The organism is Amycolatopsis sp. NPDC003865, from assembly GCF_053605345.1.
Map to the genome: position 1 here is coordinate 184,194 of NZ_JBSGJA010000007.1, position 13,732 is coordinate 197,925.

Sequence of the window (13,732 nt, forward strand, 5' to 3'; positions counted from 1 at the left end):
GCCCGGTCACCGATCAGGTCAAACTCGAACAAGGTCTCGCGTCAGGATCCTTCGCCCCGCCCGGCACCCACCGCACGTTCGCGAACGACGCCTGGAACGCAGCGTCGGTGTACACGAGGAACGGTGTGTTGATGTGCTCGAAGTCCAGCCCGTTGTTGAAGCAGGACAACGGGATCTTGACCGTCGTCTTCGGGCCGCCCGCCAGGTCGGTGAACAGCTTCGTCGCGTTCACCTCCGAGAAGCACGGGTAGACGCAGTGCATGCTGATCACCGTGCGGTTGACCGGCGCCTGCTGCACGGTCGTGTCGAACTCCAGCGCCCCGTCCGCGTTCAGGTAGCTGCGCAGGTCGTTCGTGCCCGCCGTGTTCTGCATGTAGAGCTGCGCCGCTCCGGTACCCGTCCAGGTCGCCTTCAGGCCGTCGCCCTGCACGTTGACGTCCGTCGGGACCGTGGTGATCTCCGGGTGCGAAGCCGTGCCGTCCGGGCCGATCACGGTGCCGCCCCAGTTCGAAGCCGAGCCGATCTGGCTGGTGTACGGCGGCACGTCGGTGCGGTCGTAGATCGACAGGTCCTCGGTCGCGGTCCCGCCGCCACCGGTCGACCCGCACGACGCCGGGCCCGGGGTCTCGTCCAGCTGGCCGATCGTGACGCGCTGGCCGCTCTTCAGGCCGTACCCGAGCTTGAACAGCGGGTCGTAGTCCGGCGACCACGGGTTGAGCGGCGACTGGCACGCGCTCTTCGGCCACGAGTACGACAGCGTGCCCTGGTAGCCCGTGCCGTCCTTGCCCTTGACCAGCATGTCGGCGACGCCGCCGCCCTCGGTACCGGGCAGCCAGGCCGCCACGAACGCGTCGGAGCGGTTGATCTCCTTGTTCATGTACAGCGGGCGGCCGCCGACGTACACGGTGACGACCGGGGTGCCCTTGCCGCTGACCTTGTCCAGCACGGCCAGGTCCTCGGGGTAGAGCTTCGACGCCTCGAGGGTCTTGCGGGTCAGGTCGCCGACGCCCTCGGCGTACGGCGTCTCGCCGATGACCGCGATGACGGCGTCGTAGCCCTTCGGGTCGACGTTCCCGGCGGCGTCGAAGGTGACGTTGGCGTCGCCGAGGTCCTGCTTGATGCCGGACAGGATCGAGGTGGCGTTGGGGAAGTCGGCGTTGGTGTTGCCGGTGCCCTGCCAGCTCAGCGTCCAGCCGCCGGTCTGGTTCTGGATGTTGTCGGCGCTCTTGCCGACCACCAGGACCTTCGACGTCGGCTTCAGCGGCAGCACGTTGCCGTTGTTCTTCAGCAGTGTCTGCGACTCGCGCGCGGCGTCGCGGGCCAGCCAGTTGTCCTTCAGCGCCTCGTCGGAGTTCGCGTAGGAGCGGTCGGAGGGCTTCTGCGACTCGAAGAGGCCGTCGCGCAGCTTGACGCGCAGGATGCGGGTGACGGCGTCGTCGATCCGCGACATCGGGATCTGGCCGCTCTGCACCTGGGCGATCGTGTTGGTGATGAACGCCTTCCAGTCGGCGGGCACCATCACGATGTCGATGCCGGCGTTGATCGCCTGCGGGCACGAGGAGTTCGTGCAGCCGGTGACCTGGCCGATGCCGTTCCAGTCGGACACGACCAGGCCGTCGAAGCCCATCTTGCCCTTGAGGATCTGGTTCAGCGCCTTGTCGCTGCCGTGCAGCTTGCCCTCGTTGATGCCGAGGTCGGTGTTGGTCCAGCTGTTGAACGACACCATGACGGTCTGGGTGCCGGCGGCGAGCGCGCCGTAGTAGCCCTGGCCGTGGATGTTGATCATGTCGGCTTCGGACGAGGGGTTGACGCCCTGGTCCTGGCCCTTGAGGGTGCCGCCGTCGCCGATGAAGTGCTTGGCGGTGGCGATGACGCCGTTGTAGCCGATGCGCTTGGTGGCGCCGTCCTGGAGGCCGTTGATGGCCTCGAAGCCGTAGGAGCGCGTGATGCGCGGGTCCTCGGAGAAGCCTTCGTAGGTGCGGCCCCAGCGGTCGTCCTGCACGACGGCGAGGGTGGGCGAGAACGCCCAGTCCTGGCCGGTGGCGCGGATCTGCCGGGCGGTGGCGCCGGCGACGTCGCGCACGAGGCACGGGTCGTGCGCGGCGCCGAGCCCGATGTTGTGGGGGAACACGGTCGCGCCGTAGACGTTGTTGTTGCCGTGCACCGCGTCGATGCCCCAGATGACGGGGATCTTGGTGCGGCTGGTCTTCGAGGCGTTCCAGTAGGCGTCGGCGAGGTTCAGCCAGTCCTGCTGGGTGGCGTGCTTGTTGCCGCCCGGCCACGCGCCGCCGCCGTTGAGGACGGAGCCGATGGCGTACTGCTTGACCTCGTCGGGGGTGATCGAGGTGATCTCGGGCTGCGTCATCTGCCCGACCTTCTCCTCGAGGGTCATCCCGGAGAGGATCTTGGCGATGCGCGCTTCGTCGTCGGCCTTGCCCTTGAACCGGCTGTCGACCTTCGGCCAGTCGGCGAGGGTGGGCAGGCTGTTCTCGATCTTGGCGCAGCCGTCCTTGTCCTTGGCCGGCTGGCCGATGACGGGCTGCGGCGAATCGGCGGCTTGGGCCGGGATCGCCTGCGCGGCCCCGCCGAGCAGGCTCAGGCTCATCAAGGTGACGAGCGAACTTCGGCGCGCACGGACCCACGCGCGGGATCTTCTGGCCATGGTCTGGTCCATTCTGCGATGAACGGCGGACCGGCCGATCCTCACCGGGTGAGGGGAGTGTCGTCAATAGGTTTCGGGCTAGTTATTTCTCGACATAAAATAAGAGTCGCCCGGCGACGGGGTCACGTGCTGTCCTGCCTAATCGGTGCCGTGGTGAAAGGCAAGGGTGCTTGCGGGCAGGGGTTTTGCCCGCTCGTCGCCGGCCCTCGCCCGAGCCGTCCGGATCAGCCCAGCACCGAGCCCGGCAGTTCCTCGAAGATCAACCAGGTCCGCGTCGACCGCACCCCCTCCAGCGCCTGCAGCCGCTCCAGCACGACGTCCCGCAGCGTCTGGTTGTCCGGTGTCCGCACCAGCAGCAGGATGTCGAAGTCGCCACCCACCAGCGCCACGTGGTCGACGTACGGGATCTCGTGCAGGTCCGTGGCCATCGTCCGCCACGATGTCTGCTCCACCGTCACCATGATGTACGCCGACGTGCCCAGGCCCGCCCGGCGCGGGTCGATGCGCGCTCCGAACCCCTTGATCACCCCTTCCGCCAGCAGCCGCTCCAAGCGTGCGTACGCGTTCGTGCGCGAAATGTGCAGCTTCTCCGCCAGCGCGCGGACCGCCAGGCGGCCGTCCGCGGACAGCTCCGCCAGCATCGCCCGGTCGACCTCGTCGAGGGCCGGGGCCGTTCGTCCCGGAAGGCCGCCGTGAGCCAGCGCCCCGATGGACGTTTGGTCACCAGTTGGGCCCTCGAAAGGCCGTTTGTCGCTCATTTGGCCAACGCCTTGAACACACGATCAGCAAGAACCACCATCTCAGCATCATATGTCTGCGAGAGGTGGTGCCCGTGGAAACCCTGCTGCCGTCCGCGTCGCCGGTGCGGTTCGTCGCCGAGGACGGGACTCGCGTCGACCAGCACGGTGGCTACGCCGAGCCCGCGCGAGACCGCCTGAAGGCCGCCTACCGGCTGATGGTCCTTGGCCGCCGGTTCGACGTCCAGGCGACCGCCCTCACCAAGCAGGGCCGCCTCGCCGTCTACCCCTCCAGCGCCGGCCAGGAGGCCTGCCAGGTCGCCGCCGCGCTCGCGCTCCAGGACCAGGACTGGCTCTTCCCGACCTACCGTGACTCCGTCGCCCTCGTCGCGCGCGGCCTGAAGCCCGGCGAAGTCCTGACGCTCCTTCGCGGCGACGCGCACTGCGGCTACAACCCCGCCGAGACGCGCGTCGCGCCCCAGTGCACTCCGCTCGCGACGCAGACCCTGCACGCCGCCGGTCTCGCGCACGCCATGCAGCGACGCGGTGAAGACGCCGTCGCGCTCGCGCTCATCGGGGACGGCGCCACCAGCGAAGGCGACTTCCACGAGGCGCTCAACTTCGCCGCCGTCTTCAAGGCGCCCGTCGTGTTCTTCGTGCAGAACAACCGCTACGCCATCTCCGTGCCGTTCGAGAAGCAGAGCGCCGCGCCCGCGTTGGCGTACAAGGGGATCGGCTACGGCATGCGCTCGGAGCAGGTCGACGGCAACGACGCCGTCGCGGTCCTCGCCGTTCTCGACGACGCCGTGAAGCACGCCCGCGACGGCAAGGGCCCGGTGCTCGTCGAGGCCCACACCTACCGCATCGACGCCCACACCAACGCCGACGACGCCACCCGCTACCGCGACGCCGCCGAAGTCGCGAAGTGGCGCGAAGCCGACCCCCTCAAGCGCCTGGAGACCTATCTCGGGGACGCCTTGAGCCAGAACGAGGTCGAGCTCTGCCACGCCGAGGCCGAGGAGTTCGCCCAGTCCGTCCGCGACACCCTCAACGCCGACACCGAGCTCGACCCGATGTCCCTGTTCGACCACGTCTACGCCGAGCCGACCCGCCACCTCGAAGCCCAGCGGGCCGCCCTGCAAGCCGAACTGGAGGCCTGATGACGACCACGATGGCGCAGGCGCTCAACGCGGCCCTGCGCGACGCGCTCAAGGACGACGACCGCGTCCTCGTCTTCGGCGAGGACGTCGGCACGCTCGGCGGCGTCTTCCGCGTCACCGACGGCATCACCGCCGACTTCGGCGAGGACCGCTGCTTCGACACGCCACTGGCCGAGTCCGGCATCGTCGGGTTCGCCGTCGGGATGGCCATGGGCGGCTTCCGCCCGGTCGTCGAGATGCAGTTCGACGCCTTCGCCTACCCCGCGTTCGAGCAGATCACCTCGCACGTCGCGAAGCTGCGCAACCGCACCCGCGGCGCGCTGGAACTGCCGATGGTCATCCGGATCCCCTACGCCGGCGGCATCGGCGGCGTCGAGCACCACTGCGACTCCAGCGAGGTCTACTACACGCACACGCCGGGCCTGCGCGTCGTCACGCCGGGCACCGCGCAGGACGCCTACGACCTGCTGCGCGACGCCATCGAGTCGCCGGACCCGGTCGTCTTCCTCGAGCCGAAGGCCCGCTACTGGTCGGGCGAAGAGGTCACCTTCACCCGCAACGGTCCGGCCATGGACCAGGCCGTGGTGCGCAAGACCGGCAAGGACGTCACGCTCATCGCGTACGGCCCGATGGTCGCCACGGCCATGGAGACCGCCGAAGCCGCGAAGGACGAGGGCTGGGACGTCGAGGTGGTGGACCTGCGTTCCCTGAGCCCCTTCGACGACGAGACCGTGACGGCGTCCGTGCGCCGCACGGGACGCGCGGTGGTGGTCCACGAGGCCGCGGGCTTCGGCGGCTACGGCGCCGAGGTCGTCGCGCGCGTCACCGAGCAGTGCTTCCACCAGCTGCACGCGCCCGTGCTGCGCGTGACCGGGCTCGACATCCCGTACCCGGCGCCGAAGCTGGAGCGGCACACGCTGCCGGACGTCGACCGGATCCTCGACACGATCGCGCGCCTGCAGTGGAACGACACCCCGGTGGTGGCCGGTGCCTGACTTCCTGCTGCCCGACCTCGGCGAAGGCCTGACCGAGGCGGCGATCCTCAACTGGCACGTGAACGTCGGCGACACGGTCAAGGTCGACCAGATCGTCGTCGAGGTCGAGACGGCGAAGGCCGCCGTCGAGGTGCCCGTGCCGTTCGCCGGCGTGGTGTCCGCGCTGCACGGCGAGCCGGGGCAGCTGCTGCCGGTCGGCGCGCCGCTGCTGTCCGTCGGCGGGTTCGCCGAACCCGGCGTCACGACGTCGTCCGGCAGCGGGAACGTCCTCATCGGGTACGGCACCGCGCCGACGACCCGGCGCAAGCGCGCCCGCCGCGTCGAAGCGCCCGCGCCGAAGGCCAAGGCACCCGGGGTGATCTCGCCGTTCGTCCGGAAACTGGCCGCCGACAACGGGATCGACCTCGCGACGGTCACCGCCACCGGCGCGGACGGCATCATCCGCCGCGCCGACGTCGAGGCGGCGCTGAAGACGACGAAGCCCGTCGCGAAGGGCAAGCGGATCCCGCTGACCGGGGTGCGCAAGGCCGTCGCGGACAAGCTGACCACGTCGCGGCGCGAGATCCCCGAGGCCACGGTCTGGGTGGACGTCGACGCGACCGAGCTGGTCGCCGCGCGTGCGGCGCTGAACGCCAAGTCCGACCGGCCGGTCAGCCTGCTCGGGCTGATCGCGCGGTTCGCCGTCGCGGGACTGAAGAAGTTCCCGGAGCTGAACTCGCGCGTCGAAGGCGACGAGATCGTCCTGCTCGACGAGATCCACCTCGGGTTCGCCGCGCAGACCGACCGCGGCCTGGTCGTGCCGGTCGTGCGGGACGCGGGGGCGCTGTCGACGCGGGACCTGTCGGCGGCGATCGGCGACCGCGCCCGCACCGCCCGGGACGGCAAGCTCGCGCCCGCGGACCTCACCGGCGGCACGTTCACCGTCAACAACTACGGCGTCTTCGGCGTCGACGGGTCCGCGGCGATCATCAACCACCCCGAGGCCGCGATCCTCGGCATCGGCCGGATCATCGACCGGCCGTGGGTGGTCGACGGCGCGCTGGGCGTGCGGAAGGTCTGCGAGCTGACGCTGGCGTTCGACCACCGCGTCTGCGACGGCGGCACGGCCGGCGGGTTCCTGCGGTTCGTCGCCGACTGCGTGGAGTCGCCCGTCACCGCCCTCGGTGATTTGTAGACGCACCGGCCGCATTGGCCGGTGGTGACGGCCGTGGCACTTACAGTGTTCGCGTGACGACTCCAGCCCAGCACGACCGGGACCAGGCGGAAGCCCGCGTGGGCCGGCTCAAGCAGGACCTGCGGGCCGGGCTGGCGACCCCGCCCGCCGACGTCGAGGCGATGGACGAGCTCGTCGCGACGGCCCACCGGCTGCTCGACGCCGAAGTGGCGTTCGACGAGGCGAAGCACCGGCTCGCGAACGCCGAGCTGGAGTCGCGGCACGCGGCGACGCAGCGCGCGGTCGTGTACTTCGCGGCCGCGCCGGTGCTGGTGCCGCTGGTCGCCGCGGCGCTGGTGCTGTTCGACGTGCTGCCGCCGGTGTGGCTGCTCGCGCTGGTCCCGCTGTTCGCGGCCGGGCTGTGGATCGGCTTCGGCCCGGTCCGGCGCGTCGGCGACGTCATCCGCGAGCGGACGCGGGCGGCGTGGGCCGGGAGCGTCACCGCCGGGCTGCTGGTCCTCGCGCTGGTCCCGTGGTCCGGGGCGGTGGTCTGCACGATCCTGACGGCGCTGGGCGTCGCGGCCACGTGCGGGCTGCTGTGGCGGGAAAGCCGGATCCCGTGAGCCACGGCTACGCGACCTACGGCGACGACCCCGCGTTCGAGCAGGAGTACGTCGAGCCGGTCGACACCACGCGGCGCGACCTCGACGAGCTGTTCGCGGCGGTCGACGGGCTGCGCGCGGCCGTCGAGGAGACCGACGACCGCGTGCGCCAGGACGTCGCCGACCTGACCGAGCGGCTCGAGAGCGGCGGCGCGAACCGGGCCGAAGACCGGCTCGAGCTGCTGGGGCGGCGGCTGGACCGGCTGCAGCAGCAGGTCCAGGCCCTGGAGCGCGCGGTCCGCGTGTCCGACGGGGTGCCGCAGGTGAACCTCGACGACGTCGGCGCGGAGACACGGGCGCTCGCGGCCGAGGCGGCGCGCTGGGACGACCTGCACAAGGAGCTCGTCACGAAGGAACAGCGCGCGCGGTACTCCGACGAGATCTCGCGCCTTTCCTCGGTGCAGGCGGCGTTGTCCCGCTGCGACGCGGACTTGCTGGACGTCATGGGAGTCCTGGCTTCGACGGACCGCGCGTCGCGCGCCCGGGGCGACGCGGAGTCGTCGTTGCGGGCGTTGTCGACGCGGCGCCGGACGTTGCTGGACGAGGAGATCCCGGCGGCGGTCCAGGCGGCCGACCAGGCCGAGCTGGCGTTGCGCGAGGCGGACGCGGTGGAGGCGCGGGTCGTGCCGCAGCTGGAGCGGGCCGAGCGGGCGTGGCACGACCTGCAGGTGCGGCTCCGGACGCGGATCACGGACGCGCTGGGGTCGAACGCCCTGCTGCCGACGTGGTTCGGGCACGCGCTTGGGGTGGCGCCGCCGGCCGGGGCCGCCGGTGACGCGTGGATCCGCACGGCGGCGTCGGTGCTGGCGTACCGGGTGACCTTTGGGATCACCGACCCGGCGTTGCCGCTGGGCCCGCCGGCGGGCGAGGGCGCGGACACGACCGAGCGGCGGTGGACCTGGCGGGCGCGCCTGGAGTCGGATCTGGACGACCTCTCGCTGTAGGCCGTTCAGCCGCGCAGCGCCGCTTCCAGCCGGCGGTGCAGCTCGCCCGGGCGGGTCTTGCCCGGCTTGCCCGGCGGGAACCTCCGCAGGATCTCGCCCACCTCGGGCGGGGCCTGCGCCAGCGCCCACTCGATTTCCGCGTCCGCCGAACCACCTGCCAGCTCGCGGGCCAACGCCGCCTGCTGGGCCGCGCCGACGATGTGCTTCACCTGGTGCGGTGACTCCAGCGGGTGCAGGTAAGCGGCGCCGGCCGCGCCCACGGCGGCGCGTGCGGCCGCCGCGGCCGCCGGATCCGAAGCCTTGCTGGCCGCCAACGCCTCCCAGGCCGCGGTGCGCAGTGCCTTGGTGCGGGGACCGCCCGAGGCGAACTCCCGCGCCGCCGAGATCGCCGAAGCCGGACGTGGGTCGTCGGGAACCAGCGGCAGCACCCGCGCCGCGCAGTCGGCGGCCCAGCCGGTCAGCACCCGCAGTTCGTCGAGAGTCAGCTCCATGTGGGTGAAGCGTATCTTTGAAACCCCGGTTGAGGCTTTCAGACGGCGGCCGGCCGGCGGAGCGGCCGCCGCAAGCGGTTGAACAGCTTCGCGTTGTTCAACGCGAACACGCCCACCGTCTCCCCGTCCCGCTGCCACACCGCGGCGAACGACGGCGAAGCCGGGCCGCCGTCCACGAACGAAAGCGAGTCGCCCGGACGCGGGTGCCCGGCCAGCTGCAACGTCCCCGAATACTGGTCCGACCACACGTACCCGCTCGGCAGATAAGACCGCCCGCTGTGCCCGGCCAGCAGGTTCGCCACCGCGACCGGCGCCTGCTCCGACGCGTTCGTCCAGTGCTCGTGCCGCCGCCCGCCGAACCGCGCCACATCGCCGACGGCGACCACGGACGGCAGCGAGGTCACCAGCCCGGCGTCCGTGTGGACGCCGTCGCCGACCTTCAACCCCGAGCCCGCCAGCCAGTCGGTCGCCGGGACCATTCCGACGCCCGTCACCACGACGTCGGCCGGAACCAGCTCACCGGACGCCAGCTCGACACCGGCCGGGGAAAGTCCCGAAACCCGGACCCCGCAGCGCAGGTCCGTGCCGTGGTCGCGGTGCAGCCGGGCGCAGACCGCGGCCAGCTCGGGACCCAGCACCGGCGCCAGCGGGGCGGCCAGCGCTTCCAGGACGGTCACGTCCAGCCCCAGCGAACGGCACGTCGAGGCCACCTCGGCCCCGATGAACCCGGCCCCGACGACGGCCACGCGGGCCCCGGGCACCAGGGCGGCCCGCAACGCCAGCGCGTCGTCGACCGTCCGCAGCGTGTGGGCGCCCTCGAAACCCGGCAGCGTGCGGGCGCGGCCGCCGGTCGCGATGACGACGCCGTCCGCGTGCACCGAGCCGCCGTCCGACAGCAGGACCCGGCGGTGGGCCGGCTCCAGCGCCGTCGCCCGCACGCCGAGCCGGAAGTCCAGCGCGAGCGAGGCGAGGTCCCCGGCGTCGAGCAGCTCCAGCGACGCACGGGACGCCGTCCCGGCGAGGAAGCCCTTCGACAGCGGCGGCCGGTCGTAGGGCAGGTGCGCCTCCTCGCCGATCAGCACGATCCCGCCGTCGTACCCCTGCGCGCGCAGCTCCTGCGCCGCGCGGACCCCGGCGAGCGACGCGCCGACGACCGCGATGCGCTTCACGCCGCGTCCTCGCCGGCCACGCCCTGGACGTAGACGACTCCGTCGTCGACCAGCACGGCGTAGGTGCGCACCGGGTCCTTCGCCGGCAGGCAGGTCGGCATGCCCGTGCGCAGGTCGAACAGCGCCGCGTGCAGCGGGCACTCGACGAAGCAGCCTTCGAGCCAGCCGTCGGCCAGGGAGGCGTCCTGGTGGGTGCACGTGTCGCCGATGGCGTACAGCTCGCCCTCCTCGGTGTGGAACACCGCGATGGCGGGCGGTCCGGGGATCCGGACGGACTCGCCGGGGGGCAGCTCGTCCACCGTGCACGCGCGAATCATGACGCCTCCGGTAGTTGCGCATGGGGGAACATCGACTGTGATACGCAACAAAGTCTGAGTCTCGGGAAGGGTGCCGTCAAGGGGGTACGCCCCGGTAGTTTTCGTTACCGGGTAACGGGTATCCCGGGCACGCCGAAGCGCCCGTACCGGGGGATGGCGGTACGGGCGCTGCGCCGACCGGGCTAGTTCTCGCCGTGCCGGTAGAACGGCGTCTTGATCGGGGCGAGCGGGGTGTTGCCGAGGATCAGGTCGGCGGCCTTCTCGGCGGTCATCATCACCGGCGCGTAGATGTTGCCGTTGGTGATGTAGGGCATCACCGACGCGTCGACGACACGCAGGCCCTCGGTGCCGTGCACCCGCATGGTCTGCGGGTCGACGACGGACTTCTCGTCCACGCCCATCTTGGCCGTGCACGACGGGTGCAGCGCGGTCTCGGCGTCCTTGGCGACCCAGTCGAGGATCTCCTCGTCGGTCTCCACCGCCGGCCCCGGCGAGATTTCCCCGTCGTTGAAGGGATCCAGCGCCGGCTGGTTGAGGATCTCGCGCGCCACCCGCACGGCCTCGACCCATTCCTTGCGGTCGGTCTCGGTCGACAGGTAGTTGAACTTGATCGCCGGGTGCTGCCGCGGGTCGGTCGAGGTGATCTTCACCGAGCCGCGGGTGTCGGCGTACATCGGGCCGACGTGCACCTGGTAGCCGTGGCCGCCCGTCGGCGCCGAACCGTCGTAGCGGATCGCCACCGGCAGGAAGTGGAACATCAGGTTCGGGTACTTCACCTCGTCGTTGGACCGGACGAACCCGCCGCCTTCGAAGTGGTTGGTCGCGGCCGGCCCGGACCGCAGGAACAGCCACTGCGCGCCGATGTAGGGCCGCTTCCACTTCGCCAGCGACGGCTGCATCGACACCGGCTGCTTGCAGGCGTACTGGATGTACACCTCCAGGTGGTCCTGCAGGTTCTCGCCGACGCCCGGCAGGTCCTTGACGACGTCGATGCCGAGCTTCTCCAGCTCGGCCGCGTTCCCGACGCCGGACAGCTGCAGCAGCTGCGGGCTGTTGATCGCGCCGCCGCAGAGGATGATCTCCTTGCCGTACACCTCGGCCGGCGCGTTGCGACCCTGTGCGTACTCGACGCCGATCGCGCGCGTGCCGTCGAAGAGGATCTGCGACACGAACGCGTGCGTCTTGACCGTCAGGTTGGGCCGGTTCATCACCGGGTGGAGGTACGCGCCGGCGGCGGACAGCCGCCGTCCTTTGCGGACGTTCCGGTCGAAGGGCGCGAAGCCCTCCTGCCGGTAGCCGTTGACGTCGTCGGTGCGCGGGTAGCCCGCCTGCTCGGCGGCGTCGAAGAACGCCTGGAACAACGGGTTCGACGCCGGGCCGCGCTCCAGCTCCAGGGGGCCGTCGTGCCCGCGCCACTTCCCGTCCGGCGGGTCCGCCAGGCAGTTCTCCATCCGGTTGAAGTAGGGCAGGCAGTGCGCGTAGTCCCAAGTGGACATCCCGGGGTCGGCGCCCCAGCGTTCGTAGTCCATCGGGTTGCCGCGCTGGAAGATCATCCCGTTGATGCTCGACGACCCGCCGAGCACCTTGCCCCGCGCGTGGTAGATGCGCCGCCGGTTCATGTACGGCTCGGGTTCGCTGCGGTACCCCCAGTCGTAGAACTTCGACCCGATCGGGAAGGTCAGCGCGGCCGGCATGTGGATGAAGACGTCCCACTTGTAGTCCGACCGCCCCGCCTCCAGGACGAGGACCTTGTTCGCCGGGTCGGCCGAGAGCCGGTTCGCCAGCGCACAGCCCGCCGAGCCACCGCCGACGATGACGAAGTCGTAGGTTTCGGAAGTCATGCGTCCTCCTAGCCGGGCAGGGTGTCCGGGGCGTTGTCGGGCATGTGCTCGGGGCTCGTGTGGGACGAACCCCAGGTGCGGCGCCGGACGTACAGCATGATCGCACCGATGATCACGATCAGCCCGGTGACGATCACCGCGCCCCACTGGAAGTACCAGTGGTCGTCGCCGTAGACCTCGGCGCGCGGCCAGATCAGGTTGATCGTCATCGCGGCGCCGTAAACGACCGCGACCAGGTTCACCAGCGTGCCCCAGCGGCCGAGCTTGAAGTACGGGCCGTGCTCGGGACGCGGCCAGTGCCCGCGCAGGCGGCGCACCAGCATCGGGCCGGTGACCATCAGGTAGGGGATGTAGAAGAGGATGATCGCGGTCGAGGTCAGGATGAAGAACGCCCGCTGGTTGCCCAGGTTGACCAGCAGCACCACGATCGTGAGGCCGCCGGTGAGCAGCGCCGGCAGCACCGGCGTCTTGGACCGCGGTGACACCTTCGCCATCGCGCGGCTGAACGGCAGGCGGCCGTCGCGGGCCATCGCCCACGTCATCCGGATGGCGGCCGTCTGCACGGCCAGGCAGCACACGGTGATCGCGATCGCCGAGCAGATCAGGAAGGCGTCGCCGAGACCTTCGCCGAGGGTGCTCTTGAGCAGGTAGGGCATGCCGGACGTGCTCAGCTCGTCGGCCTTGAGGTTGCCGACCGCCATCATGCCGAACAGCATGATCAGCCCGCCGACGATGAACGCGGCCGCGAGCGCCCGCAGGATCGCGCGCGGCGCGTGCCGCCGCGGCTGGGTGGTCTCCTCGGCCAGCGAGCCCGCGGTGTCGAAGCCGTAGAAGACGTACGCGCTCATCAGCGACGCGACGAGGAACGCCCCGAGGTACCCGAACGAGTGACCTTCGCCGGTGCCCGCGGTGTCGAAGACGAGGCCGGGTCCGCGCTTGATGTGGATGGCCAACGCGATCACGAGCAGGATGCTCGCGCCGAGCTCGACCGCGACACCGAAGTTGTTGATCTTGGCCATCAGCTTGACGCCGATGATGTTGACGATCGTGGCGAACACGACCAGCACCACGGCGAGGATGATGGCGTTCTGCGCGCCGCCCGGCGTCGACGTCAAGCCGGCGTCGGCGTCGCTGCCGACGATCTGGAACGCGGTCGAGACCTGCGGCAGGATGATCTGGTAGGCCACCGCGACGGCGCCCGCCGTCACGATCGCGCCGATGATCATGATCCAGCCGGCCAGCCACGACGTCGCGGGTTTCGCGATCTGCTTGGCCCACTGGTACACCGACCCGGCGAGCGGGAACTGACCGGCCAGCTCGGCGAAGCACAGGGCGACGGCGAACTGGCCGAGGAAGACCAGCGGCCACGTCCAGATGAAGGCCGGGCCCCCCGACCCGAAGCCGAAGAAGAAGAGCTGGAACACGCCGGTCAGGATGGAGATGTAGCTGAACCCGGCGGCGAAGCTGGAGAACGACCCGAGCGAGCGCTCGAGCTCCTGGCGGTAGCCGAACTTCTCGAGTTCGGAGCTGTCGTCGGCAGCAGGACCCCCGCCCGCCGGTATTTCCTGAGTGGTCATCGCAACGTCCTCACGTGGTGGGTG

The 13,732-nt window shown here is 70.8% G+C and carries 12 protein-coding genes; 5 read left to right on the top strand and 7 right to left on the bottom strand.

The window, feature by feature from the left end:
• Positions 1 to 13: 13 nt before the first annotated feature.
• Both ACWEVP_RS18880 and ACWEVP_RS18885 read right to left on the bottom strand, forming a co-directional pair.
• Positions 14 to 2,605, bottom strand: a complete 2,592-nt coding sequence (locus ACWEVP_RS18880; protein ID WP_452064008.1) for a glycoside hydrolase family 3 protein — start codon at positions 2,603 to 2,605, stop codon at positions 14 to 16.
• A gap of 281 nt (positions 2,606 to 2,886) precedes the next feature.
• Complete coding sequence (locus ACWEVP_RS18885; protein WP_452063816.1) at positions 2,887 to 3,303, bottom strand: Lrp/AsnC family transcriptional regulator; 417 nt, start codon at positions 3,301 to 3,303, stop codon at positions 2,887 to 2,889.
• A gap of 185 nt (positions 3,304 to 3,488) precedes the next feature.
• Here ACWEVP_RS18885 and pdhA point away from each other — a divergent pair, with 185 nt between their 5' ends.
• The 5 genes from pdhA to ACWEVP_RS18910 are packed head-to-tail and all read left to right on the top strand — an operon-like array spanning position 3,489 to position 8,313.
• Positions 3,489 to 4,559: a pyruvate dehydrogenase (acetyl-transferring) E1 component subunit alpha gene (pdhA, locus tag ACWEVP_RS18890; protein ID WP_452063817.1), complete on the top strand. Its 1,071-nt coding sequence runs from the start codon at positions 3,489 to 3,491 to the stop codon at positions 4,557 to 4,559.
• On the top strand, positions 4,559 to 5,554 hold the full coding sequence (locus ACWEVP_RS18895) for an alpha-ketoacid dehydrogenase subunit beta (RefSeq protein ID WP_452063818.1): 996 nt from the start codon (positions 4,559 to 4,561) through the stop codon (positions 5,552 to 5,554). The genes pdhA and ACWEVP_RS18895 overlap by 1 nt, the downstream gene beginning before the upstream one ends.
• Positions 5,547 to 6,728 carry a dihydrolipoamide acetyltransferase family protein gene (locus tag ACWEVP_RS18900; protein ID WP_452063819.1) on the top strand — a complete coding sequence of 394 codons (1,182 nt, stop codon included), beginning with the start codon at positions 5,547 to 5,549 and terminating at the stop codon, positions 6,726 to 6,728. The genes ACWEVP_RS18895 and ACWEVP_RS18900 overlap by 8 nt, the downstream gene beginning before the upstream one ends.
• Positions 6,729 to 6,781: 53 nt before the next feature.
• A complete protein-coding gene (locus ACWEVP_RS18905) occupies positions 6,782 to 7,330 on the top strand; it encodes a hypothetical protein (protein WP_452063820.1) in 549 nt (182 codons plus the stop codon).
• Positions 7,327 to 8,313, top strand: a complete 987-nt coding sequence (locus tag ACWEVP_RS18910; protein ID WP_452063821.1) for a hypothetical protein — start codon at positions 7,327 to 7,329, stop codon at positions 8,311 to 8,313. Before ACWEVP_RS18905 ends, ACWEVP_RS18910 begins: the two co-directional genes overlap by 4 nt.
• A 5-nt stretch (positions 8,314 to 8,318) precedes the next feature.
• On the opposite strand, the gene ACWEVP_RS18915 is transcribed toward ACWEVP_RS18910, so the two are convergent.
• From ACWEVP_RS18915 to ACWEVP_RS18935, 5 genes are all read right to left on the bottom strand, one after another.
• Entirely contained in the window at positions 8,319 to 8,804 is a 486-nt protein-coding gene (locus ACWEVP_RS18915; RefSeq protein WP_452063822.1) for a putative immunity protein, read from the bottom strand.
• Positions 8,805 to 8,842: 38 nt separating this feature from the next.
• Positions 8,843 to 9,973 (bottom strand): NAD(P)/FAD-dependent oxidoreductase, encoded by a 1,131-nt coding sequence (locus ACWEVP_RS18920; RefSeq protein ID WP_452063823.1) that lies wholly within the window; start codon positions 9,971 to 9,973, stop codon positions 8,843 to 8,845.
• Positions 9,970 to 10,290: a bifunctional 3-phenylpropionate/cinnamic acid dioxygenase ferredoxin subunit gene (locus tag ACWEVP_RS18925; protein WP_452063824.1), complete on the bottom strand. Its 321-nt coding sequence runs from the start codon at positions 10,288 to 10,290 to the stop codon at positions 9,970 to 9,972. Before ACWEVP_RS18925 ends, ACWEVP_RS18920 begins: the two co-directional genes overlap by 4 nt.
• A gap of 182 nt (positions 10,291 to 10,472) precedes the next feature.
• Entirely contained in the window at positions 10,473 to 12,131 is a 1,659-nt protein-coding gene (gene betA, locus ACWEVP_RS18930) for a choline dehydrogenase (protein ID WP_452063825.1), read from the bottom strand.
• 8 nt (positions 12,132 to 12,139) lie between these two features.
• Complete coding sequence (locus ACWEVP_RS18935) at positions 12,140 to 13,708, bottom strand: amino acid permease (protein WP_452063826.1); 1,569 nt, start codon at positions 13,706 to 13,708, stop codon at positions 12,140 to 12,142.
• Positions 13,709 to 13,732: the final 24 nt, after the last annotated feature.